This window comes from Amycolatopsis anabasis, assembly GCF_009765355.1.
In the GTDB taxonomy this organism is placed as follows: domain Bacteria; phylum Actinomycetota; class Actinomycetes; order Mycobacteriales; family Pseudonocardiaceae; genus Amycolatopsis; species Amycolatopsis anabasis.
In genome coordinates this window covers 83,808-106,490 of sequence record NZ_VTHK01000022.1, presented here as the reverse complement: position 1 = coordinate 106,490, position 22,683 = coordinate 83,808, and the positions used below count along the sequence as shown (strand labels likewise).

Here is a 22,683-nt window from a genome sequence, read left to right as displayed (position 1 = left end):
AGTACGGCCACCGGTGCGCTGGTCAAGGTGATTCCGCCGAACGGTGTCGTCGCTGGTCCGCCGGTGACCCGGACCTGCCGCCGGGTGAGAATGATCGGATGACGACGCCGCACTACCAGCCGCCGCAACCCTTCCCTGGCGGCGGCCCCCAGTGGCAGCCGCCGAAACCGGGCGGCGACAAGAAGCTGGTGGGCCTGCTGATCGGTCTTTCGATCGTGCTCGTCCTGGTGCTCGGGGCGCTGGTCTGGGCGGTCATCCCCGGCGACGACCCGGCGCCGCGGGCCGGGCAGCCCGGGCCGGGCAAGAGCGTTCTCGACCAGGACGGTCCGCTGACCGAAGCCGATCTGGCCCAGCTCGACCCGGGCAAACTGCTCGACGAGACCCTGCGCGCGATGATGATCCAGCCCGCCCAGCACACGCGCCAGGAGCGGATCTGGTTCGGGCAGGTCGCGGCGTACCTGACCGGCGCGCAGTACCGCGCCGACATCGTCGAGGGCGCGTTCGACTACCCCGCGAGGAAGTACGCGTACCACGCGGACGACGCGCTGTGCACGGACGGGAAGAAGTTCCGGCTCAGCGGCGGCGCGTGGCAGGACGACGGCTCCTGCGGGAGCCCGCGGCCGCTCGACCTGATCAAGAACGTCGGCAACGGGCTGGTGCCGAGCGGCCTCACCGAGCAGCAGGCGGACGCCTTCCTGGGAAAGATGCGCGGCGACTACGCCGGTTTCCTCAACGCGGGCAAACCGGCGCTCGCCGACCACGACGGCAAGCAGTACGTCCGCCTGCCCGTGGTGTTCCGCTCGCTGGAGATCGGCGGCTCCCGGTACGGCGCGCAGATCTTCATCTTCGGGTTCCGGGCGACCGGGCTGGGCTGGGAGCAGCACCCGTTCACCGTGATCGGCTCGACCGAGGACCAGGTCGAAGGCGTGCTCTACGTCGACCCGAAAACCCGCCTGCCCGCGTATTCCGAACTGCTCTGCTACGACCCGAAGGACGATCCGGCCGGTGGCGACGGGCAGATCCGGCGGGTCGAGTACTTCTGGGACCGCGAACCGCCGCGGTTCGACCAGGCGTCGGTCGAGCCGCCACCGCTGCCCTCCTGGCCCGCCGAGAAGCTCAAACCGGAAGGCAAGTAGGGGGCCTTCACCGCACGAGTTCCGCCCGGACCTCGGCGAGCAACTCGGCGGATTCGCGCCAGCCGGTGGGGCCGCCCAGGTGGAAGGCGAGCTTCTCGGCCCCGGCGGACAGGAACTCCGCGGCGCGTTCGGCGACCTGCTCCGGAGTGCCGGTGACCGTGCGGCGGCGGGCGTCCTCGGGCGACATCCCGTAGGACGCGGCCAGTGCGTCCGAATAGGACTCGTGCAGGTCAGGAGCAGGAGCCGACCGGGAGACCAGAGCACAGTGCAGCACGGTGGCCATCCGGGGCGCCGGGCGTCCCCAGGTCGCCGCGAGTTCGGCGAGCCGGGCGCCGGTCGCGCGGAACTCGTCCGGGGTCTGCAGGGCGCCGAACCAGCCGTCGGCGTGGCGGATCGTGCGGCTCAGCGCGGCGGGTGCGAAACCGCCGATCCAGATCGGCGGCGCCTTGACGGCCGGGCGGAGCGCGATCTCGGGTTCGCCGGGCAGGCCGGGGATCGCGGTCGGCTCGCCGGCCAGCAGCGCGGGCAGGACGCGCAGGAACTCGTCGGTGCGGCGCCCGCGTTCGGCGACCGGGACGCCGGCCGCGAGCCATTCGGCGTCGTAGCCGCCGCCGACCCCGATCCCGAGGTGGAACCGGTCGCCGCCGGTGAGGTGCTGGAGCGTGGCGATCTGTTTCGCGGCCCAGGCGTGCGGGCGCAGCGCGGGGAGGAACACGGAGAAGCCGACCTGGACGCGTTCGGTCACCGCGGCGGCCGTGGCGAGGGCGAGGGTGGCGTCCAGGCTGGGGCGGTCGTGGTTGGCGAGATGGTCGCCGGACCAGAGGGAGTCCAGTCCGACGGCCTCGGCGTGGCGGGCGGAGTCGCGGATGTCCGGCAGCTCGTTTCCGTTGTTGGGCAGGAAGATTCCGATGTCTACGGCCATGCGACCAGCCTTCAACCTCTACTTAGGTCGAAGTCAAGAAGGTTGACTTCTACCTAACTGGAGGTTTTAACGTTGCCGGAGTTCGGTTTGACGAAGAAGGAGTTCGGCCATGTCGGCACAGGGGAAGATTCTGGTCACCGGGGCGACGGGAAAGGTCGGCCGGCAGGTCGTGGCGCAGTTGCTGGAATCCGGCGCCGCGGTGCGCGCGCTGGTCCGGAATCCGGAGACCGCGGGGCTCCCGGCGGGGGTGGAAGTCGTGCGCGGTGATCTCCTCGATCCGTCTACAGTGGACGCGGCATTGCCGGGGGTGGGCGCGGTGTTCCTGGTGTGGCCGGGACTTTCCGCCGAAGTCGCGCGCCCGGTGGTGGACACGATCGCCCGGCGGGCGCGCCGGATCGTCTACCTGTCCTCGATGGGCGTGCGCGAGGAACTCGAACGGCAGGCCGATCCGATCAACCAGTTCCACGCCGATCTCGAGCGCGTGATCGAGCGGTCCGGTCTGGAGTGGACGTTCCTGCGGGCGGGCGGGTTCGCGGGGAACACCCTCGGCTGGGCGCCCCAGGTCCGGGCCGGGGACGTGGTGCGCGATCCCTTCGGCGCCGCGACCCGGTCGCTCATCCACGAGGCGGACATCGCCGCGGTCGGGGTCCGCGCGCTGACCGGGGACGGGCATGCCGGCGCGAAGTACGTCCTGACCGGTCCCGAGGCGGTGAGCACGGCCGACCAGGTGCGGCTCATCGGCGAGGCGATCGGCCGCCCGCTGCGCTTCGAGGCGCTCACGGCCGAGGCCGGGCGGCGGCAACTGCTCGACCAGGGCTGGGATCCCGTACTCGTGGACGCCATCTTCGCCGGTCGGGCCGCGGGCGCCGCGCTGGAGCCGGTCACCTCGGTCGTCGAGGAGATCACCGGCTCCCCGGCGCGTACCTTCCGCCAGTGGGCACTCGATCACGCGGGCGACTTCCGCTGACCGATCCTCCCCCGTGCGGGGGGGCCGAGTTGCGAGATCATTCGAACGTATGTTCCCCTCTGTGGGCCGGTCCCGGCACGGGAGACCGGGGCCGGCACGGACCGAGAGGGGCGAGATGGGCTGGAAGATCACGCAAGGAGAACGACCAGGAACTGCCGTTCCCCACGCGTGCCGCGGCCGAGGGGTATGCCGCCGAGCACGGTGGGCTCGATCGGTGGAACCTGCTGCCCACCCGGGTGGATCCGTCCCTGGTGCGCGGTTTCGTCCCGGTGCCGGTGATCCGCTCCGGCGAACGGGGCACCCGCGGGTAGCGGCCCGCGGTCGCTTCAGGTGGCCGGGTGCTCGTCGGCCAGGGGCGGGCGGCGGGAGAGGCGGGCTCGGAGCGGCTGGATGAGGGACGGGCCACCCGCGAAGCACCATATGGCGATCACCGGGTCGCAGATCGCGCAGCCCAGCGAGGAGTGTTCGGCGAACGGGACGATGGGGTTGCCGTACAAGTGGTGGGCGACATCCCAGGCGGTGTGCAGGAGCCAGCCGATGCCGATGAACGTCCAGGATTTCAGGCCCCGGTAGGCGCAGTAGGTCAGGACGATCCCGAAGGCGAACTCCCAGATGCCGAAGCCGCCACCGCTGAGGTAGGCGGCCCCGGCGCCGCCGACCATGATGGCGTTGAACGGGCGGCGGTGCGGTTCGGGGATGAGGGAATTGAGGAGTGCGTACAGGACGCCGATCAGAATTGGCGCGACGACGGTCATGGTTGGACGCTAACCACCGCCGACCGCCGCCAGAACGGGTTGGCTTGCCACCTTGCGACGGATTCTCGCCAACGAGGTGACCAGTCGAGGCGGACCTGATGGAGCAATCTCGCTCAGATCTCTGCTCCGACCGCGTGGCTTTGCCCACCGGCCCCGCCATTTCCCCGCCGATGGGGGAAAGCTGACCGCGAACGTCGCCGGTGCCTTGCCGCGTCAAGGAGTTCCACGATGCCCGCCCCCACACCGCCCCAGGACCTGCTGTTCGAGACGACCGACTACGACCACGCCGGGGAGTACCTGACCGGCGCCTACGGCACCGACATCCAGCTGAGCGGCAGCAGGGACGGCTGCTTCTTGCGCCACACCCGGATGGTCACCGACACCTTCGCCGTCGACACCAGCTCGCACACCTACGACCTCGTGCTCAGCGTGGAGGCACTCCCGACACTGCTGATCGCCCGTCCCCGCGACACGACTCTGGAGTACCGGCCCCGGGGCGCCGAGCACCAGGTGCGGCCGGGCGAGGTGTACCTCCCCTCCCAGCTCGAGGACGAATTCCGGGTGCGGTGGCACGAGGGCACCATGCAGGTCGTCTCCCTCCCCTTCGCGACCCTGGACCAGGTGGCCGCGACCGCGGAGACCCGCCGGGACACGCCGATCCGGTTCACCGACCCGCGCCCGGTCCGTCCGCAGGCCGCGCGTCACCTGGCCACCACCATCGACTACCTCACCACCGGTCTGCGCGAGCGGCCCCAGGCCATGCGCGAACCGCTCATCACCGGCGCGGCCGGGCGCATGCTGGCCGCGGTGGTGCTGGCCGCCTTCCCCAACACGGCGTTGCTCGAGCCCACCATCGAGGACCGCCACGATGCCCATCCGCGCACCGTCCGGCGCGCGATCGCGTTCATCGACGACCACGCCCGGGAGAACATCGGCGTCGCCGAGATCGCCGCGGCCGCCCACGTCACCGTCCGCGCGCTGCAATACGCGTTCCGGCGCCACCGCGGTACCACCCCGACCGGTTACCTCCGCCAGGTCCGCCTCCAGCAAGTGCACCAGGAATTGCTGGACGCCGACCCCGGTAGCGGTGTCACCGTCACCGAAACCGCCGCCCGCTGGGGCTTCTTCCACCCCGGCCGCTTCGCCCAGTACTACCGCACCGCCTACGGCCACTCGCCCTACCGGACCCTGCGCCGCGATGCCCCCTGACCCGCCTCGGCCCGGACGACTGGAATGATCCGAGCCGTGCCGGAGATCTCGTTCTTCATCGTCCGCGGTGACGAGGAAACGCTACTGTCCGTCCGGGAAGCGTTGCGCGAATCCGGCGGACTCCGCGATGAAGTCGACGTCACGCTGCAGCGCGGGCTCGACGAAGGGCTCGACGACGACTGGGCGCTCGACGAGACGGAACTCGTTCTCAAGGTGGTAGCCGGTTCGCAGCGCGTCGCGGGGAAGTTCGCCAGCTGGTTGATCGCCCGCCTGAAACTGCGGGAACCCGATCCACTGCGGCGGCCCATCGTGTACACGCGCAGCGGCGAGGCGGTTGACCGCTATTCGCTCAGAATCGCCCGAGAACAGGAGCGGCTGCTCGCCGATCTCGGCGAGACGGACCAGTTCTCGCACGTTCCGGCGAGCGCTCTCCCCGCGGTCACCGCCCCTTCCCGCACGGTCTTCGACGAAGAGGAACTCGATGTCCCCGACTTCCTCAAAGTCGATGCCACCAGGCTTTCGCGGAACGTCGGCCGGTCCACGCGGCCGGAGGTGCCGGTCACGATCTACCTGGCCGACGGCGCCGCGCATGACCAGGTCGAGGCGGCGGTCCAGGACGTGTTGGCGGCAGCGGGGCTGGCGATCATTTCGCGCGGCGATCCGGTGCTCGGATCCTGGTTCCGGCGGTTGAAGGCCGGCACACGTGAGGCCGCCCGGTCCCCGCTCGGCAGGGAGGCGCTGGCCGTCGGGACACACGCCGTGGAGTCCCGGCTCGTGCTGGAAAAGGACGCCGAGATCACCGCGACGCTGTTGAGCAACATCGCCCCGGTGATCAATGCCCTGCAAGCGGAACAGAACGCGGTGATCAGGCTCGGCGCGGTACTGGTCGTGAAGGTGGACGGCAACCTGATGGTCCACCAGCTCACACCGGCGCAGCAGCTCACGCTCAACCACACACCCCAACTGCTCAAGTCCCCGCGCGAGATCCTCGCCGCACTGGAACCAGGACCGGCCGACGCACCGCGGCTCGACCCCGAAGGCGAGTGACCCCGAGTGTGACGACGATCGACAGGGCGAGTGCGTTCCGCGAGCACAGCCCGCCCGATCGATCGTGGGCCCGGTGGGACTCGAACCCACACTGGCACGGACCTAAACCGTGTGCCTCTGCCAATTGGGCTACGGGCCCGTCGCTGGAAGCCTAGCGTTCGGCGTGGAGGGTCCTCGGCGTGGCCGGTGGACCGCGGTGCGGGGCGGTGATCTACGGTTGGGGACCTGAGGCGGCATGCTGGTGAGGAGGACCCGTGGCTCGCGACCCGGACACCATCGAGCGTGAGATCGAGAAGGCCCGTGACGCGCTCGCGTCGACGCTGGATCAGCTCAGCGAGCGGGCGAATCCGAAGCGGCTCGCCGATACGGCGAAGACCAGCGTGCTCGCCACGCTCAACGAGCCCAAGGTCAAGTTCCCGCTCATCGGCGCGGGTGCGCTGATCGGGTTGCTCCTGCTGCGCAAGCTCTTCCGCTAGGCCTTGGCCACCGGCGGTTTCGCCGGTTTGGTCACGGTCACCGGTTCGCCCTTGGACTTCGGGTTGCTCAGCGCACCGGCGATGTCGGCCAGCTTGCCCTTCGGGACGTCCTCGAGCCGGGTCGAGCCCTTGATCGCCGGGGGCGCCTCGGTTTCGGCTTTGGGCTCCTCGAACTTGGGCGGGGTCTCGGTGCCGGTCGGCGCGGCCGGTTCGTCCGCGGGCGCGGGTTCGGGCCTGGTCAGCCGGGCCGTCATGTACGCCGAGGTGAACGCCAGGGCGCTCCCGTTGAGCAGGTGCACCACCGTGGTCCCCTTGCCGTCCGGCACCAGCTTCTCGACGAGCTGGTCGGTGCGGTCGCGCGCCGCGATGATCCCGGGCGCTCTGGCGGTCAGCTTCTTGCCGAGCCCGGCGACCGTGATCGTCCAGTCATCGTCTTCCTGCACGTAGCTGGCCGTGATCGGTTCCACCATGAGACTCACCCCTCTCCTGCCTGAACAGTTCGCTCTCCCGTGAGAGCGGGTTGCCGTCGCCTCATGACGCCGATCACGCGTTAACCCGATCGGATGTGCCCGAGCCGCCGTTCACCGAACTTTCCTTCAGAACTATCGATACAGCAAGACGACTCTGTGTCACAAGTGACCGAGCGAAATGTGCTGTGCGTGACGACCGGATGGGCTAATGCACGCGCATTTTCACGGGCGCTATGGGGTATGCTCGGCGACTCGGCTCGCGAGCCCGCCCCACAGCACATCCATCGCATACTCGGTCGCACGTTCGGGGGTCACCTCTTCGTGACGCTCGCACCAGATCGCCAGCCGGTCGCACGCCCCCACCACGAACTCGGCCGACGCCTCGAGCTGGAGCGGTGAGGCCCCGGGGAAGTAGCCGTCCATCACGGCCGCGATCAGATCGGTCTGCTGCCGCCGGGTCGCCTCGATCTCGTCGGCCGCGGGCGTGCCGATCAGCGCCATCTCGTGCCGGAGCAGCGACCACGCCTTCCGGCGCTCCCGGATGAACTCGAAGAACGCGAGCAGTCCCTCGCGCAGCGCGCCCTCCGCGTCCCCGGCCCGCGCCACGGCCTGTTCGGTCACTTCGCGCAGCTCCGCCCGCGACTCCCGGATGCACGCCAGGAGCAGGCCTTCCTTCGAGTTGAAGTACTCGTAGAGCATCGGCTTGGACACACCGACCCGGTCGGCGATCTCGTCCATCGACGCGGCCACGTAGCCCCGTTCGGAGAACACGGCCTCCGCGACCTCGATCATCTGGCGCTCGCGCTCGGCGCGGGGCACGCGCTTGCGGCGGGCTGGTTCGGCGGGTTTCGAGGTGGCGGTCACGAAGTCCACTCTACCGGAGGTAACCTACTCCGAGTAAGATGGACTCGGAGTAACAGTAATCTGTGGTCGGCCGGGTGCCGACGACCAGCGGCAACGGCATGGAGGACGAGCAGATGGGCAAGCGCACCGAGACGGGCGTCGTCATCGTCGGCACCGGGTTTTCCGGGCTCGGCATGGCCATCCAGCTCCGCAAGCAGGGGCGCACCGACTTCGTGATCCTGGAGAAGGCCCATGACGTCGGCGGCACCTGGCGGGACAACACCTACCCGGGCTGTGCCTGCGACATCCAGTCCCACATGTACTCGTTCTCCTTCGAGCAGAACCCGAACTGGAGCCGGGCCTTCTCGCCGCAGCCCGAGATCTGGGACTACATGCGGCGGGTGGCGGAGAAGTACGACCTGTACCGCTACGTCCGCTTCGGCCAGGAGGTGACCGGCGGCCGCTGGGACGCCGAGGAGCAGCGCTGGCACGTGACCACCAAGGGGGGCGACGAGTTCGCCGGGAAGTTCCTGGTCGCCGGGGTCGGCGCGCTGCACCTGCCGATGATCCCCGAACTGCCGGGCATCGAGCGGTTCGAGGGCAAGAGCTTCCACTCGGCCGAATGGGATCACGACTACGACCTGCGGGGTAAGCGGGTCGCGGTGGTGGGCACCGGGGCGAGCGCGATCCAGTTCGTGCCGCGGATCGCCGAGGACGTCGAGCGGCTGCACCTGTTCCAGCGGACCCCGCCGTGGATCATGCCCAAACCCGATCACTCGATGCCCGGCTGGGTGCGGCGGGCGTTCGCCCGGATCCCCGGCGTCCAGCGGGCCTACCGCACCGCGCTGTACTGGATGCTCGAGGCGCGGGCGATCGGCTTCAACGGCCACCCCGGCGTGATGAAGCTCGGGCAGAAGATCGCCAAGTGGAACATCGACCGGAACATCACCGATCCCGGACTGCGCGCGAAGCTGACCCCGGACTACGTGATGGGCTGCAAGCGGGTGCTGATCTCCAACGACTACTACCCGGCCCTGAACCGATCCAATGTGGACGTCAACACCGACGGTGTCGCCGAGGTGCGCGAGCACAGCGTGGTGGACGGCGCCGGGGTCGAGCACGAGGTCGACGCGATCATCTACGGCACCGGCTTCCACGTCACCGACGCCTTCGACAACCTGGAGTTCGTCGGTGAGAACGGCCGCAACCTGGCCAAGGAGTGGTCGTCCGAGGGCATGCGGACCTACCAGGGCATCACCGTGAACGGCTTCCCGAACCTGTTCTTCCTGCTCGGTCCGAACACCGGTCTGGGGCACAACTCGGTGGTGTTCATGATCGAGTCGCAGATCCGGTACGTGGCCGACGCGATCGGGCTGGTCGAGGATTCCGGCGCCGGGGCCATCGAGACGCGGGCCGCGGCGCAGGCGCGGTTCAACGACGAAATCCAGCGCAAGCTGGAGAAGGGCATCTGGACCCAGGGCGGTTGCCAGAGCTGGTACCTCGACGCCAAGGGTGTGAACCGCACCATCTGGCCCGGTTTCACCTGGCGTTACTGGTTGAACACCCGCAAGATCGACACGGCCGACTTCGATCTGATCGGCAAGGCGGACCGTCGCCCCGCGCCCGCGCGTCGCAAGGCGAAGCAGGGCGCCTGAGCCTACGAGGGGCAGGCTCAGGCGCCGGGGCCGCTCCGGCGCGGTGACCGCGTGCCCCCTCGGCGCGCGGTCACCGCTCAGGAACTCTGGGCGGACAGTGCCCGCAGGCGAGCCAGTAGATCTACAGTGGACAGTCCACAAAGCTCGGCCATCCGCTCCACCGCGGCCAGGTCGAAGTGGACCTCGTGCGAGGCCGGTCTTTCGTTCTGCCGCAGCCGATCCTGGGCCCATCTGCGCAGCGGGAGCAGTTCGGGCTGGTTGTCGGCGACGACCCGGTTCAGATCGAGCCGGATGCGGCCGGGCTCGTCCGTGAAGACGCGCCGGTGCACCCGGGCGAGCAGATCCTGTGGCAACTCGTCCATGGCGATGCACAACTCGACCAGGCGCACCACGGAACACTGCCGGGTACCCAGTTCGTAGGTCGCCAGCGTCTGCAGGGAGATCTCGCTCTGCAGGTGCTGATTCAGTTCCTTGCGCGTCCATCCGCGCCGTCTGCGAAGCTTGCGGAGTTCCTCGCCGAGGATCCGCTGATAGGTGTCACCGTCGATCCGCACTCCTCGTCCCCTGCCCAGACCATGCGTCGTTTGGCGCCGGTCAACCGGCGCTTGCAACCCAATGCGAGTGGTCTTCACGGTTATGGCACTTACGGAGACCGCGGCTCTTACGCGACTTCGACGTAGTCTTTCGGGTTAATCCTTTACCTGACCCGAATGGAGTAGCGCGGTGGCGGGCGAACGGGCGACTAGTTGACGCAGGTCACGCCGTCGGCGGTGATGGCCTTGTCCGGTTCGGGAGTCGCCGGTGTGGACGGTTGGGCCGCGGTGAGCTGTTGCGGCGTCCGGGCGGCGGAACCGCTGGAGCCACCCGAGTTGGAGTAGTCCGTACCGATCAGCACGGTGACGTGTCCGGGTGGGACCGACGCGTCCTGCTCGAGGGAGAGCTTGCCGCCGAGTGCCTCGGCCACGCCCTGCGCCGCGGCCTGCGCGCCGGACGGGTACCGCACCACGCTCGTCTTGCGCGAGCTGGCGTTGTCGGTGCTACCCGCGATGAAACCCTTACCGGTCAACGTCTGCGACACGCTCGCCGCCAGCCCGGTCTTACCGGTCGCGTTCCGCACGTCGACGGTCGTCGACGCGTTGCCGTTCGCGGGCGGCGGCGCCGGCGCGCCGGGCGGCGGGCCGGCCAGGCCCTGGACGAAGTCGTGCACCTGGCGCGGATCGACCTGGATCGCCGAACCGTCTTCCGGGGTGCTGTAGTCCATGTTGACCACCGGGATGGTGCGGAACTCGATCTTCCCGCCGGTGAGCCCGGACATCTGCTGGGCGAAGCCGAAGATGTCCCAGCCCTGGTTGAGCACCACGGACTTCTTCACCGCGTCGACCAGACCGTTCAGCTTGCCCGGATCGGTGAGCGTGCCCGCCGAGAGCACCTTCTTCGCCAGCCCGGCCATGAACACCTGCTGGCGGACCACCCGGTCCAGGTCCCCGCGCGGCAGGCCGTGCCGCTGGCGCACGAAGGCGAGCGCGTCCGCGCCGGACAGCGACTGCTGGCCCGCCTTGAAGTTGGCCCCGGAGTACTCGTCGCGGACCGCCCTGTTGAGGCAGACGTCCACGCCGCCGATGGCCTTGGTGATGTCGTTGAACCCGAGCAGGTTGATCGCCGCGTAGTTGTCGATCGTCGAACCGGTGAGCTTCTCCACGGTCGCGATCAGCGTCTTGGCGCCTTCCTGGTTGCTCTTGAGCTCGAGTTCCTTCTCGTCGGTGACGCCCTGGGTCTGGAGTTCCTTGCGCGCGGCGAACTTGGCGCGGGCGTATGCGGAGTTGATCTTGTGCTTGCCGTATCCGCCCGGGATGTCGACATAGGAGTCACGCGGCAACGAGATCGCCACGGCCTTGCCGCCGTCGTTGGGGATGTGCACGAAGATCAGCGTGTCGGTGTTCAGCTCGCCGTCCGAGACGCCCGCGCGCAGCTGGGCGAGGACGTCCTTCGGCAGCGGATTGCCCTGCGCGTCGGTGCGGCTGTCCAGGCCGACCAGCAGGATGTCCCGGGCGCCGTCGGCCGGTTTGTCGCCGCCGCCACCCGAGCCGATCACGTCGGTCATGGTGAAGCCGTTGACCAGGCCCTGCATCGCGGCCCACGCGTAGCCGGTCAGGCCCATCACCAGCACCGAGACCAGGGCCACGGCGATCTTCCCGCCCCGCCGGGGGCGCCGGGGCGGCGGTCCCGGTCGCGGGCGGACGCCGGGCGGCCGCCCTTCGGGCGGGCGGCGGGACGGCGGCGAACCGGGTTCCCGCTGGCCCGCCGGACGCGGGCCGCGAGCGGGCTGAGCTGGGCGAACGGGCCGGCCGCCGACCGGCTGGCCCGGCCTCGGGCGGACGGGACGGCGGTCGCCACGTCCGTTCCGTGGTGGGTAGTCCACGCGGCGACTCCTTTCCTCGTCCCCGCCAGCGGGTTTGTCCTGCAGAGCCCTTCTTAGGACGCGCGTTCGGTCTCCGGGTTGTCGTAGCGTCGCATATCGGTTCCCCGATGTGGTTCACAACACCCGAAGCGCCTCCTCACGCCGGGGCGGTGGAACGCCCCGTCGAACGAGCCTGCCATACGGTGCCCGCCGCCGCGGCGACGGCGAGCGCGGCGGTGACCGCGGGCACCGCCACGGTGAGCGGGCCCGTTTCGCCGTCGGCCGCCGAGAGCAGCGCGGGCACGCAGGCCAGGCCGGTGACCACCCAGGTGCTGGTCGCGCTGCTGGCGCCGATCCGGGCGGCGTGCAGCAGGAACACGCCGAGCAGCAGCAGGACCAGGTTCTGGATCGGGTTGAGCCGCAGGCCGAACAGGAAGGTGTCCACGCCGAACCGGGTCAGCGCGAACCCGAAGACGCCGACCGTCGCGTACCCGATGCCCAGGCCGACCGCGGAATGACCGAGCACGGCGCCGAGGCGGCCGGCCGGGCGGTACTCGCCGGGCTGCGCGGGCGCGTGCCCGTCGGTGTGCCGTTCGAACCACCAGAACACCGCCGCGGCGGGCACCGCGAGCAGGGCGAACGCCATCAGCGAGCGGGGCTGGGTGAGCCACGCCAGGTCGTCGTCGAGCCGGCCCGGCAGGTAGACGATGGTGACCAGGGCCAGCATCGCGGCGAGGAAGCCCAGGTAGAGGCTCATCGGCGCGCGCAGCGCGAACCGCACCGCCCGGGCGACGCGGATGTGGGCCGCCAGCCGTGCCAGGGGCCGCGCGCACAGGCCGAACAGGCAGAGCTGGGCCAGGCCGAGCGCGAGGACCGGCAGCGTCTCGGCCGCGAGCGCGGGCGGCGCACCGGGGGCGCCGAGCAGGTTCGCGGACGCGCCGCCGAGCGTCACCAGCAGGACCAATGCGGTCAGCCCGATCAGGACGCCCAGCACCAGCGACCGGGTACGCGGCCGGGCGTGCCCGAAGGCCGCCTGCTGGGCGAGCAGCGCCAGGCCGAGCGCCCCGGCGTAGCGCGGCAGCTGGGAATCGGTCCAGGACGCCGAAAGTTCGGCGCCGACCACCAGCGCGAGCAGGGCCAGCGGGGTGAGCACGGCGGCCCGCCGGTGCAGTGCGAGCAGGACCGGGGTGGCGACCACGGTGAGCAGGTACACGCCGAGCAGCCACAACGGATGCAATGCGATGCGCATGACGGTCGTGTTGGTGCCGGGCGGGATGCCGAGCAGTTCCAGCGCCATCGGCACCACCAGCGCGACCACCACGAAGATCAGCGCGGGGCGCAGCAGCCAGCTCGCCCGGTGCGCGAGGTACTGCCGGTAGCCGCCACCCGCGGCACGCGCCGCGCGCCAGCCCGCGGCGTTGGCCCGGCCCCCGGCGAAGAAGAACAGCGGGGCGAGCTGCGCGAGCCAGGTCAGCGGCCACAGCCAGGATTCGTCCGCACCCGCCCAGCGGGCCAGCGCGATCGCGGACTCGCCGAGGATCAGCAGCACGACGCTGGCCACGCCGAGGAACGCCCACGGGCGCGCGCGATCGGTGGCGACGGCGCGCGCCTGCACCGCCACGCGTGGTCCCGCGCGGCGGACCCGCAACCAGCCGCGCAGGCGGAACGCCAGCAGGCAGGCGATCACCGCCACCCCGGCCAGCATCGGCCCGATGGGCTCGCCGATCGGCGGGCCCCAGCGCTGGTGCCACGAGTTGACCACCAGGCCCGCGGAGTAGAGGGACGCGACCACGTCGCACGTGCCGGGCGAGTTCATCGGGTTGATGCCGCACGTCGCGTGCATATCGGTGGACAGCCGGTCGTCGAGCGCCTCCCGGACCCAGGGGGCGAGCGGCTGGCCCATCCGGTCGGCGTAGCGCAGCAGGTCGTACCCGAGGTCGTGGGCCTTGCACGGAACCGCGTAGTCCCATTTGGTGTTGTCGTCGCCCCACGGGGTCGAGCAGCCGCCGTCGACGTGCACCGCGCGCACCGTGCCGTCCCGGGCCGGCATCGCCCCCGGCACGATCCCGGTGACCTGGGTGAAATCGGCGGGCAGGCGGGTCAGCGCGTCGGCGGACGGACCGGGCGCGAGCAGGGCCTCGATCGCGTGCTGCGCCGCGGCCGGGCCGCCGGTCGGCGCGCCGTGATCCGGCAGGACCGCCGGGCGGGACGCGACGACGCCGAAGCCGAGGACGGCGAGCGTCAGCAGGAGCAGCCAGGCCGAAGTCCACAGTGGCCGCCGGACGGCTCGGGGCACGGGCGGGAGGGCGTCGGCCGCGGTCGTCATGTGCTCCAGGGTCTCAGCCGCGATTCGGCTTGAACATCGGGATAACCCCCTAAAGGGTAAGCCCTGGTCACCCGGGCGAGTGGGCGGAAGTTGCCGGTGCTCGCCGCGGATCTGCCGGTCGGGAGGTCCGAAGTGTCCTCGTGCGGCACGGGTTTTCCCTGCTCACCGGGTTTGTCCGAAGACGCGGACCGGACCGGGTGAAGTTAGGGGAAAAGTCCAGTGTGTCTGCACCCCCGCGGGGTTAGCGTGGAGAGGTCGGCAAGTACGCGACAAACCTGGGGAGGAGATATGGACCGCTACGTCGAGTGGGCGGCGCCCGCGAACCGCGAGCTGTAAGCGCGGCGAAACCGATCGTTCTGGGGAATCGAGCCATGTCTTCGCACGTGGTGCGCGATGCGGTGGGGGAGCGGCCATGGGCGATGGCCAGGCCACGTTCGGCGCGGCGCTGCGCGCCCATCGCATTCGTGCCCGATTGACCCAGGCGGAGCTGGCCGCGCGAGCCGGGGTCAGCGTGCGGTCGGTGCGCAACATCGAACAGGGAAAGGTCGTCCGGCCGCGGCGTGAGTCCGCCCGGAGGCTGGCGGAGGCCGTCGGGCTTCCGTTCGGCTCCGGGTGGCTGCGGCCGGACGATCGCACCGAGCTCCGGATCGAGGTCCTCGGCCCGCTGGGGGTGAGCCGAGACGGGCACGACATCCGGGTGGGCTCGGGAAAACACCGCTGCCTGCTGGCCCTGCTCGCGCTGCAGCCGGGCGAACTCGTGTCCCGGGACGAGATCGTCGATGTGCTGTGGGGCGACGATCCGCCGGCCAGCAGCCGGAATCTGGTGCACACCTACGCTTCCGGGCTGCGCAAGAGCCTGGGCGCGGTGATCGGTTCGGAACGCGGCGGCTACCGGCTCGACGTGGCCGGCGCCGAACTGGACCTGGTGCGGTTCGACGAACTCGCCGCCCGCGCGCGGCGGCTCCGGCACGGTGATCCGGAGTCCGCACTGGACCTGTTCGAACAGGCCATGGCGCGCCGGCGCGCACCGGTCGTCGCCGATCTCCCGGCGTCCCTGCGGCAGCATCCGGTGGCGGTCGCGGTGGCCGACCGGGTGCTCTCGGTGGCGTTGTCGTACGCCGAAACCGCGCTCGTCCTCGGGCGCGACGCGGACGTCGTCGAGCGGTTGCGGCCGCTCGTCCACGAGGAGCCGCTGCACGAGGGATTGCACGCGCGGCTGATGCTCGCGCTCGCCGGTTCCGGGCAGCAGGCCGCCGCGCTGCGGCTCTTCACCGAGATCCGGAACCGGCTGGTCGACGAGCTGGGCATCGAACCGGGTGGCGAGATCCAGGCCGCGCACATGCGGATCGTGCGGAACAACCTGCCCGCGCCGGTACGACCGGCCGACGTCCGCGCCGAGCCGGGCACACCCGCGCCGGCGCAACTGCCCGCCGACGTCACCGGATTCGTCGGCCGGGCCGACGGGCTCGCCCGGCTGGACGCGGTGCTGCCGAACCGGCGAGCCCAGTCCCCGATGGCGATCGCGGTGATCGAGGGCACCGCGGGCGTCGGCAAGACCGCCCTGGCGGTGCACTGGGCCCATCGCGTGCGGGAACGGTTTCCCGACGGGCAGCTCCAGGCCAACCTGCGCGGTTTCGCGGCGGGACCGCCGGTGCGCCCGCTGGACGTGCTCACCCGCTTCCTGCGCGCGCTGGGAGTGGCCGCCGACCGGGTACCGGCCGACGAGGAGGAGGCGGCGGGCCTCTACCGGACCAAACTGGCCGACCGCGAGGTCCTGATCCTGCTGGACAACGCCGCGGACGCCGGCCAGGTCCGCCCGCTGCTGCCGGGCAGTCCCGGCTGCCTGGTGCTGATCACCAGCCGGGCCCGGCTGACCGGGCTCGCGGCGGCCGAGGGAGCGCACCGGCTCACCCTGGACGTGCTCGACGCCCGGGACGCGCGGGCGCTGCTGGCCGGGATGCTCGGGCGCGAGCGGGTCGACGCCGAACCCGAAGCCGTCACCGCGCTGGTGCGGACCTGCGCCCACCTCCCGCTGGCCCTGCGGATCGCCGCGGCGAACCTGATCTCGGTTCCGCATGCGGGAATCGCGGAATACACCGCGGAACTGCGGGCCCGCGGGCGGCTCGCCGAACTGTCGATCGGCGGGGACTCCGACGCGGTGCGGGCGGCCTTCGACGCGTCCTACACGCGGCTCGACCCCGCCACCCGCCGGTTGTTCCGGTTGCTCGGTCTGGTGCCGGGGCCGGATTTCACGCCCGATGCGGCGGCCGCGCTCGCGGACGATTCGCCCGCGCGGGCCCGGCGGCTGCTCGGCCGGCTCGCGGACGCGCATCTGGTGCACGAGGAAGCGCCCGGGCGGTACCAGTTCCACGATCTGCTCCGCGAATACGCGGCCGCGCTCGCCGTCGCCGAGGACGGTCCGGCCGGAATCCAGCTCACCGTCGAGCGGTTGTTCGCGTTCTACCTGGACGCGGCGGACACCGCGACCCGGCTGCTGTACCCGCACGTCCTGCGGATGCCGGTCACCCTGTCCCGGCGCCCGGCGGTCTTGTCAGGACTATCCACAGAGGACGCCGCGATCGAATGGCTGGACGCCGAGCGGGCCAATCTCTTCGCGGCCGCGACCCGGGCCGCCGAATTCGGGCTGGCGCACTATTCCTGGCGGATTGCCGACGCGCTGCGGGGTTACCTGTGGACGCGGGGTTGCAGCGCCGAGGGGCTCGCGGCGTGCCAGGCCGCGTTGCGCGCCGCGCGGCACCGGCACGACGAACGCGCCGAGGCCTCGATGCACGACCTGCTGGGGCTCATCCACTACAACCTGAGCGACTACCGGCAGGCGATTTCCTGTCACAGCAACGCCCTCACCCTGTCCCGGCGCGCCGGGAACCGGATGGCCGAGGCGAGTTCGCTGCACAACCTCGGCCGGGTGTACTCCCAGACCGGGCTCAGCACGAGAAGGAGGCGTGCCACTACGAGAAAGCCCTGGCGATCAACCGGGAATCCGGGAACCGCTACGGCGAGATCAGTGCGCTGAACTACGTCGGTGTCGCCGCGCTTTCCTTGGGGCAGGTGGAAAAGGCGGTCGTGCACAGTATGCGCGCGCTCACCCTGAGCCGGGAGATCGGCGATCGCGATCTGGAAGCCCGTTCGCTGCACAGCCTCGGGCTGACGCACTGGGCGCGCGGGCGGCTGACCGAAGCCCTGCGGCACTATTCGGAATGCCTGGCGATCGTCCGGCAGCTCGGCAACCGGCACGGCGAGGTGCCGACGATCGTGTGCCTGGCCGAAACGAACTGCGATGCCGGCCGGTACCAGGAGGCCGACGCCCTGGCGCGCAGTGCCGTCGCGCAGAGCCGGGTGGTGGGCGAGCGGCGGCACGAGGTCGGCGGGCTGGAAGTGCTCGCGATGATCGACCATCGGCTCGGGCACCACGCCGCCGCGATCCGCGACTTCACCGACGCGCTCCGGCTCGCGCGGGAAATCGGCTTCGGCTACGGGGAGCTGTCCATCCTCATCGGACTGTGCGGCGCGCATCGCGGCGCCGGGCGGTTACCGGAGGCGCTCGCGTGCGGCCGGGAGGCCAGCGCCGGGATGCAGGTCTCGGGCACCCATCTGCTGCAACCGCGGGCGCTGACCGAACTCGCCCGCGCCTACCTCGATTCCGGCGACCGGGACCAGGCCGCGCGGCACGCGTCCGAGGCCCTGGAGCTGGCGCGCGAGCGCGGTCAACTGCTCGCCGAGGCCCGCGCGCTGCACGTCCAAGGCCTGCTCCGGCAGGCCGAAGGCGACGCGGCCGCCGCGCGGCACCGCTGGCGCGCGGCGCTGGAGCTCTTCGTGGAGATCGGCGCTCCGGAAGCCGAGGACCTCCGCCCGCTGTTCACCGCCTCCTGACCCCGGTATCCAGTGCCCTCCCGTGTGCACGGGGACCCGCCGTGCGGGGAAGTACCGCCGCGATGCAGCCCCGAAAGTGCGCGCGCTTTCGACGCGACCCGCACCGGATGGGGTGGATCAGGCGGGGCGGATGGCGGAGCGGACCTGGTTGCGGCCGCCTTCCTTGGCCTCGTAGACGGCGGCGTCGGCGGCCTGCATCAGGTTCTCCAGGGTGTCCCCGTGGTCGGGGAACACCGCGACCCCGATCGACGTGGTCCGGTCGGCGATGGTGGTCTGCGCGCCGCGCTTGTCGGTGGTCACGATCCGCAGTTCGGCGATCGCGCCGCGGATCCGTTCGGCGGCGACACCGGCGGCCACCCCGCCGATGTCGGGCATCAGCACCAGGAACTCCTCGCCGCCGAACCGGCCGACGACATCGCTGGGGCGGGTGACCTCGTCCAGCACCTGCGCGACCGTTCGCAGTACGTCGTCACCCGCCGGATGGCCGAAATTGTCGTTGATCCATTTGAAGTGGTCGAGGTCGATCATCAGCACCGCGACGTTCCGGCCCGCGCGCTCCGCCCGGCCGAGCGCGCGTTCGGCGGATTCGGTCCAGCCGCGCATGTTGAACACCCCGGTCTTGGGGTCGGTGCGCGCGTCTGCCTGCAGCTGGTCGAGTTCGGCGAGGCGGTTGAACACGACGGTCACCACCGCCATGATCGCGACCGTCGGCGGCATGACGACCAGCAGGATCCCGGTGACCGCGCCGAGCCCGATCGTGACGGCCTCCAGCAGGTTGTCCGCCTTGTTGCCGAGCACGTTGCGCACGGTCGGCGTGGAGGAGGCGCCGAGTGCCAGAATCCCGCCCACGTAAGCGATCTGGACGAACTCGTAAACGAGTCCGGCGACGACCAGAACCGCGAATTCCTTCAGCGAACCGAGCACGCTGAGCGAACCCCAGTTGTGCGGTCCGAGCGCTTCGAAAGTGAGATGGGTCAGGGTTGCCGCGAGTGAGTGGGTGATCGAGGAGAAGAGGAAGTTGTGCGCCGGTCGGCGTGCGACGAACCAGTGCTGTGCGCGGATCAAGCCCACGAGCAATACGCTCAGTGACACCGGAAGAATGATCGCAGCAGGAAAGACCCAAACGGCGGTGAGGTCGATAAGCACCGTTCGGGTTCGGCTGCGGCGGCGCTCTTCCTGTCGCTGGGTTAACTGGATATGGACTGTCGCGCCAACCGCGAGGATGGCGAGCTGAATCCAATCACGACCGGTGGGCGTTGTCGATCCCTGAAATGCCGCGGTGAAGATCGCGATCGCCAGCAGTTCCATCAGCAGGAGTGACACGATTACCCGCTTTGGACGTTGCCAAAGGGCCCAGTGTCGTGGGTGGATCAGCCGCCTGCCGCTCGACCCTTCGTCACTCGGTGGTTCCGAGTGCCCGCCCTCGGTCACGGCTTCCATCGGGGCCGGGCTGACCTGCGCGTCCCGTTCCCCGCCATCTCCTTCCGCGGAAGACGCCTCGGGACGCGCCGGCGGTGGCCGGTCGCGAGGTGCGAGTGGCACTCGCCCTCCTCCTCTCTGCGCGCTGCCCCGGGGCTGAGTAATCCCACCGGTACCCGCTCGGGCACCGTTCGTTTTCTCCGACAGGTATCATCCCACCGCATCAGATGTGTCGTGCGAGCGAGGACGTTGGCGGCACACTTGGACCGTCTCTTCACAAGCACGCGCACCGATCGGAGGTGTTCCCCGTGTCTAACCGTGACTTCTGAACTCAGATAGCAGGAACTCGTTCGCGTCTGTATGTCCAGGAGGTGACTGTTCGTGTCGAACCGCGACTTCTGATTTGCTTCCGCCGTCAATCCGATTATTCCAAAACTCCGGAGGTGGGCACTCGTGTCGAACCGTGACTTCTGATCTCGCCGGGCCCTGAACCCGTTCTTTCCCCGCTGTCCCCAGGAGGTGACCGATCGTGTCCAACCGCGACTTCTGACCACCGGCCGACTCGGACCCATCCGCTTCGAGTCCTTCATCAGCATCCCGGGGGAAAATCATGAGCAACATTCAATGCGCTCATGCCAAGCTGGCCGGATCTCGGTTCGCCTTGCGCACTTGCGCCCAGGTGAACGCGACGGGCAGGCCGAGCACCACGCCCGCGATGCCCGCGAGCGCGATGGCCAGCGTCGCGCTGCCGACCCATTCCGCCACCGCGCCGCCGATGGCCACCCCCAATCCTTGTGCCACGCGCAGCCCGGTCCGGTACAACCCACCCGCACCACCGCGCAGTTCGTTCGGAACCCAGGTGATGAACGTGGCGCCGACCGTGACGATGTACGCGCCCGCCGCGCCCGCCAGTGCCAGCGCCACCAGCGCCAGGACGAGATTCGGCTTCGCGGCGAACGCGATCAGGATCGCGGCCGGGGCGACGGCGAGCGGCCCGAGCACCCGTTTGCGTGTTTCCGCGGACACATAGTGTGAAAGCAGGAAGACGCCGACGATGAAGCCGAGCGGATCCGCCGCGAGCAGCCAGCCGATCGACTCGTCCGGTGCGCCGATCTGGTCGGCGAGGGGAGCGACCAACCCTTCGGGGATGACCGCGAGCCCGACCAACCAGGAAAGGCCCAGCAGCACGCGGAGCCGGCGCTGGCCGGCGACCCAGCGAATCGCGCTGAACCAGGTGTCCTGGCCGTTGCCGGCCGCGGGACGCCAGGCGACCCAGCGCCGCACCAGCACGGCGCTCACCACGAACGTCACCGCGTCGACGGCCAGCGCCCAGGACGGCCCGGCCCAGGTGACCAGCACGCCGCCGCCGGCCAGGCCGAGCAGCATGGCGGTGTTCGTGGTCATCCCGCGGACGTCCTGGCTGCGCAGGTAGAGCTCGTCGTCGGTGAAGACTTCCCGGGTGAGCGCGTTCTGCGCGGCATTGGCCGGCGCGCCCGCCAGCCGGGCGACCACGACCAGCGCGCACAGGGCGAACAGCGGCATGCCGGGGATCGCCATGATCCCGACCAGCACGGCCTGCGCCACCGCGGTGGCGACCAGGACCGCCCGCCGCGGGTAGCGGTCGGCGAGCTGGGCGAGGCCGAGCCCGCCGGCGAGGGCGGGGAGGAAGGTCAGGGCGTAGGTCACCGCGGCCCAGAGCGCGGAGTTGGTGCGGCTGTACACGGTGATCGTCAGCGCGACGGTGGTCAGCTGGTCACCCACCACCGATTGGGCTTCGGCGAACCACAGTGCGCGGAACTCGCGGTTCCGGAGCGCCGAGCTCATTCGTGGCCGGGTGTTGGTCTTCACCGTCTGTCCACTTCCCCCCGATCGGGTGAACGTGTCATGTCACCGCATTGTGTCCGCTGTAACGGTTTGCCCGGTGGAGCATTCGCCAACCAACACGAGAGACAACGGTAAGTATGCCGTCGACTACGCGGAGACGAACAGTCAACCTCAACCGGATTGGCGTAACTTCAGCGGACGGTCGTCGCGTGCTCACCACCGGCTACCGAATCGACGCGCACCAGCGGCTTCGGTGGTGACCTGTGCGCCGGTATCTCTGCGCCGATCAGCGCTCACTCGTTCAGCGCATCGGAGTAACCGTTCGCCGCGATCTTTTCGACCGGCCGCCCGGGGTACCCGAGACTGGTTCCGGAGCCAGTGGCAGCGGGTCAAACGTGGGCGCTGTGTCGGGGCTGGCGGTGGGAGATGAATGGCGATGAACATGCTGCTCGAAGGCAAAGCGGTGGCGGTGACCGGCGCCGGTCGGGGGCTCGGTGAGGCCTTCGCGACGCATCTGGCGCAGGCCGGGGCCTCGGTGGTGGTCAACGACGTCGAGGCCGAACTCGCGGAGCGGACCGCGGTGAACATCCGGGCGCACGGTGGCCGGGCGATCGCCAACGGGTATTCGGTGACCGATCCGGACCAGGCGCAGGCGATCGTCGACCAGTGCGTGGCGGAGTTCGGCAAGATCGACGGGCTGGTCAGCAACGCGGGCCTGAACTACGAGGCGCTGCCGTGGCAGGAGGAGCCCGAACAGGTCCGGGAACTCATCGAGGTGAACGTCCTCGGGGTGATCTACACCGGGATGGCGGCGGCCCGGGCGATGGTCGGCGGCGGCGCCGGCGGGTCGATCGTGAACATCTCCTCGGGCGCGTCGCTCGGGCAGCGCAAGCTCGGCGTCTACGCCGCGAGCAAGGGCGCGGTCGCCTCGCTCACCTATTCCTGGGCACTCGATCTGGAGGAGGCCGGGATCCGGGTGAACGCGGTGTGCCCGCTCGCGCACACCCGGATGGTGTGGAAATCGGAGCGCTCCCTGCGCAACTGCCCGCCGGACCGCACGCCGTCCCGGATCGCGCCGCTGGTGCTGTACCTGCTCGGCGACGGTTCGCGCGACATCACCGGGCAGATGATCCGGTGCAACGGGCCGCAGTTGCACATCGTCGGCCAGCCGCATCTGAAGGCGCCCATCCTGGAACGCGACGTGTGGGACACCGAGAGCGTCCAGCGCGCGTTCGACGAGGTGTTCAGCGCGCACCTGGAGCCTTACGGCCTGGAGAAGCGGGTGCCCGCCCGCCTGCGCAAGTGGACCGAAGGCACCTCTCCCCAACCCCTGCGCAGCGCCTGA

General features: G+C 70.3%; 19 protein-coding genes and 1 tRNA gene. 9 read left to right on the top strand and 11 right to left on the bottom strand.

The genetic code is table 11. From position 1 onward, the window contains the following. The first annotated feature begins 98 nt into the window (after window positions 1–98). A complete protein-coding gene (locus FXO23_RS27095; protein WP_158888266.1) occupies window positions 99–1,136 on the top strand; it encodes a hypothetical protein in 1,038 nt (345 codons plus the stop codon). A 7-nt stretch (window positions 1,137–1,143) separates the two neighbouring features. On the opposite strand, the gene FXO23_RS27090 is transcribed toward FXO23_RS27095, so the two are convergent. Continuing rightward, window positions 1,144–2,058: an LLM class flavin-dependent oxidoreductase gene (locus tag FXO23_RS27090; RefSeq protein WP_158888264.1), complete on the bottom strand. Its 915-nt coding sequence runs from the start codon at window positions 2,056–2,058 to the stop codon at window positions 1,144–1,146. 109 nt (window positions 2,059–2,167) lie between these two features. On the opposite strand from FXO23_RS27090, the gene FXO23_RS27085 reads away from it, so the two are divergent. Then, window positions 2,168–3,025 (top strand): NAD(P)H-binding protein, encoded by an 858-nt coding sequence (locus FXO23_RS27085; protein WP_158888263.1) that lies wholly within the window; start codon window positions 2,168–2,170, stop codon window positions 3,023–3,025. Window positions 3,026–3,351: 326 nt separating this feature from the next. Here FXO23_RS27085 and FXO23_RS27080 read toward each other — a convergent pair whose 3' ends face one another. Then, the gene (locus FXO23_RS27080; protein WP_158888261.1) at window positions 3,352–3,780 is read right to left on the bottom strand and encodes a DUF6010 family protein; all 429 of its coding nucleotides are present in this window, start codon (window positions 3,778–3,780) and stop codon (window positions 3,352–3,354) included. A gap of 228 nt (window positions 3,781–4,008) precedes the next feature. Here FXO23_RS27080 and FXO23_RS51120 point away from each other — a divergent pair, with 228 nt between their 5' ends. Further along, the gene (locus FXO23_RS51120; protein WP_218952171.1) at window positions 4,009–4,989 is read left to right on the top strand and encodes an AraC family transcriptional regulator; all 981 of its coding nucleotides are present in this window, start codon (window positions 4,009–4,011) and stop codon (window positions 4,987–4,989) included. Between the two features lie 36 nt (window positions 4,990–5,025). Next, window positions 5,026–6,036, top strand: coding sequence for a hypothetical protein (locus FXO23_RS27070; RefSeq protein WP_158888260.1), 1,011 nt, complete (start codon window positions 5,026–5,028; stop codon window positions 6,034–6,036). A gap of 65 nt (window positions 6,037–6,101) precedes the next feature. Here the strand turns inward: FXO23_RS27070 and FXO23_RS27065 are convergent. Then, window positions 6,102–6,175 (bottom strand) — tRNA-Leu (locus FXO23_RS27065). 115 nt (window positions 6,176–6,290) lie between these two features. Here FXO23_RS27065 and FXO23_RS27060 point away from each other — a divergent pair. Further along, window positions 6,291–6,512 (top strand): DUF3618 domain-containing protein, encoded by a 222-nt coding sequence (locus FXO23_RS27060; protein ID WP_158888258.1) that lies wholly within the window; start codon window positions 6,291–6,293, stop codon window positions 6,510–6,512. Here the strand turns inward: FXO23_RS27060 and FXO23_RS27055 are convergent. After that, window positions 6,509–6,982 carry a hypothetical protein gene (locus FXO23_RS27055; RefSeq protein WP_158888257.1) on the bottom strand — a complete coding sequence of 158 codons (474 nt, stop codon included), beginning with the start codon at window positions 6,980–6,982 and terminating at the stop codon, window positions 6,509–6,511. The genes FXO23_RS27060 and FXO23_RS27055 overlap by 4 nt on opposite strands. 231 nt (window positions 6,983–7,213) lie before the next feature. Continuing rightward, the gene (locus FXO23_RS27050) at window positions 7,214–7,774 is read right to left on the bottom strand and encodes a TetR/AcrR family transcriptional regulator (protein ID WP_158888331.1); all 561 of its coding nucleotides are present in this window, start codon (window positions 7,772–7,774) and stop codon (window positions 7,214–7,216) included. 185 nt (window positions 7,775–7,959) lie between these two features. Between FXO23_RS27050 and FXO23_RS27045 the strand changes: the two genes are divergently transcribed. Further along, a complete protein-coding gene (locus tag FXO23_RS27045; protein ID WP_158888330.1) occupies window positions 7,960–9,480 on the top strand; it encodes a flavin-containing monooxygenase in 1,521 nt (506 codons plus the stop codon). 77 nt (window positions 9,481–9,557) lie between these two features. On the opposite strand, the gene FXO23_RS27040 is transcribed toward FXO23_RS27045, so the two are convergent. The 4 genes from FXO23_RS27040 to FXO23_RS27030 form a co-directional block, all read right to left on the bottom strand. Further along, the gene (locus FXO23_RS27040; RefSeq protein WP_158888255.1) at window positions 9,558–10,034 is read right to left on the bottom strand and encodes a helix-turn-helix domain-containing protein; all 477 of its coding nucleotides are present in this window, start codon (window positions 10,032–10,034) and stop codon (window positions 9,558–9,560) included. A 188-nt stretch (window positions 10,035–10,222) separates the two neighbouring features. Beyond that, window positions 10,223–11,662: an LCP family protein gene (locus FXO23_RS27035; protein WP_484476995.1), complete on the bottom strand. Its 1,440-nt coding sequence runs from the start codon at window positions 11,660–11,662 to the stop codon at window positions 10,223–10,225. After that, entirely contained in the window at window positions 11,638–11,874 is a 237-nt protein-coding gene (locus FXO23_RS51115; RefSeq protein WP_218952170.1) for a hypothetical protein, read from the bottom strand. Before FXO23_RS51115 ends, FXO23_RS27035 begins: the two co-directional genes overlap by 25 nt. Before the next feature lie 161 nt (window positions 11,875–12,035). Then, window positions 12,036–14,204 carry a phospholipase gene (locus FXO23_RS27030; protein ID WP_158888253.1) on the bottom strand — a complete coding sequence of 723 codons (2,169 nt, stop codon included), beginning with the start codon at window positions 14,202–14,204 and terminating at the stop codon, window positions 12,036–12,038. Window positions 14,205–14,616: 412 nt separating this feature from the next. Between FXO23_RS27030 and FXO23_RS27025 the strand changes: the two genes are divergently transcribed. Together FXO23_RS27025 and FXO23_RS27020 are read left to right on the top strand one after the other, a co-directional pair. Next, the gene (locus tag FXO23_RS27025) at window positions 14,617–17,238 is read left to right on the top strand and encodes a BTAD domain-containing putative transcriptional regulator (protein ID WP_158888252.1); all 2,622 of its coding nucleotides are present in this window, start codon (window positions 14,617–14,619) and stop codon (window positions 17,236–17,238) included. Between the two features lie 35 nt (window positions 17,239–17,273). Beyond that, window positions 17,274–18,095: a tetratricopeptide repeat protein gene (locus tag FXO23_RS27020; protein WP_158888250.1), complete on the top strand. Its 822-nt coding sequence runs from the start codon at window positions 17,274–17,276 to the stop codon at window positions 18,093–18,095. Window positions 18,096–18,212: 117 nt separating this feature from the next. Here the strand turns inward: FXO23_RS27020 and FXO23_RS27015 are convergent, their stop codons facing one another. Both FXO23_RS27015 and FXO23_RS27010 read right to left on the bottom strand, forming a co-directional pair. Continuing rightward, window positions 18,213–19,403: a GGDEF domain-containing protein gene (locus FXO23_RS27015; protein ID WP_425484910.1), complete on the bottom strand. Its 1,191-nt coding sequence runs from the start codon at window positions 19,401–19,403 to the stop codon at window positions 18,213–18,215. Between the two features lie 741 nt (window positions 19,404–20,144). Beyond that, window positions 20,145–21,338: an MFS transporter gene (locus FXO23_RS27010; RefSeq protein ID WP_158888249.1), complete on the bottom strand. Its 1,194-nt coding sequence runs from the start codon at window positions 21,336–21,338 to the stop codon at window positions 20,145–20,147. Between the two features lie 436 nt (window positions 21,339–21,774). Between FXO23_RS27010 and FXO23_RS27005 the strand changes: the two genes are divergently transcribed. Continuing rightward, window positions 21,775–22,683: an SDR family NAD(P)-dependent oxidoreductase gene (locus FXO23_RS27005; protein WP_158888328.1), complete on the top strand. Its 909-nt coding sequence runs from the start codon at window positions 21,775–21,777 to the stop codon at window positions 22,681–22,683.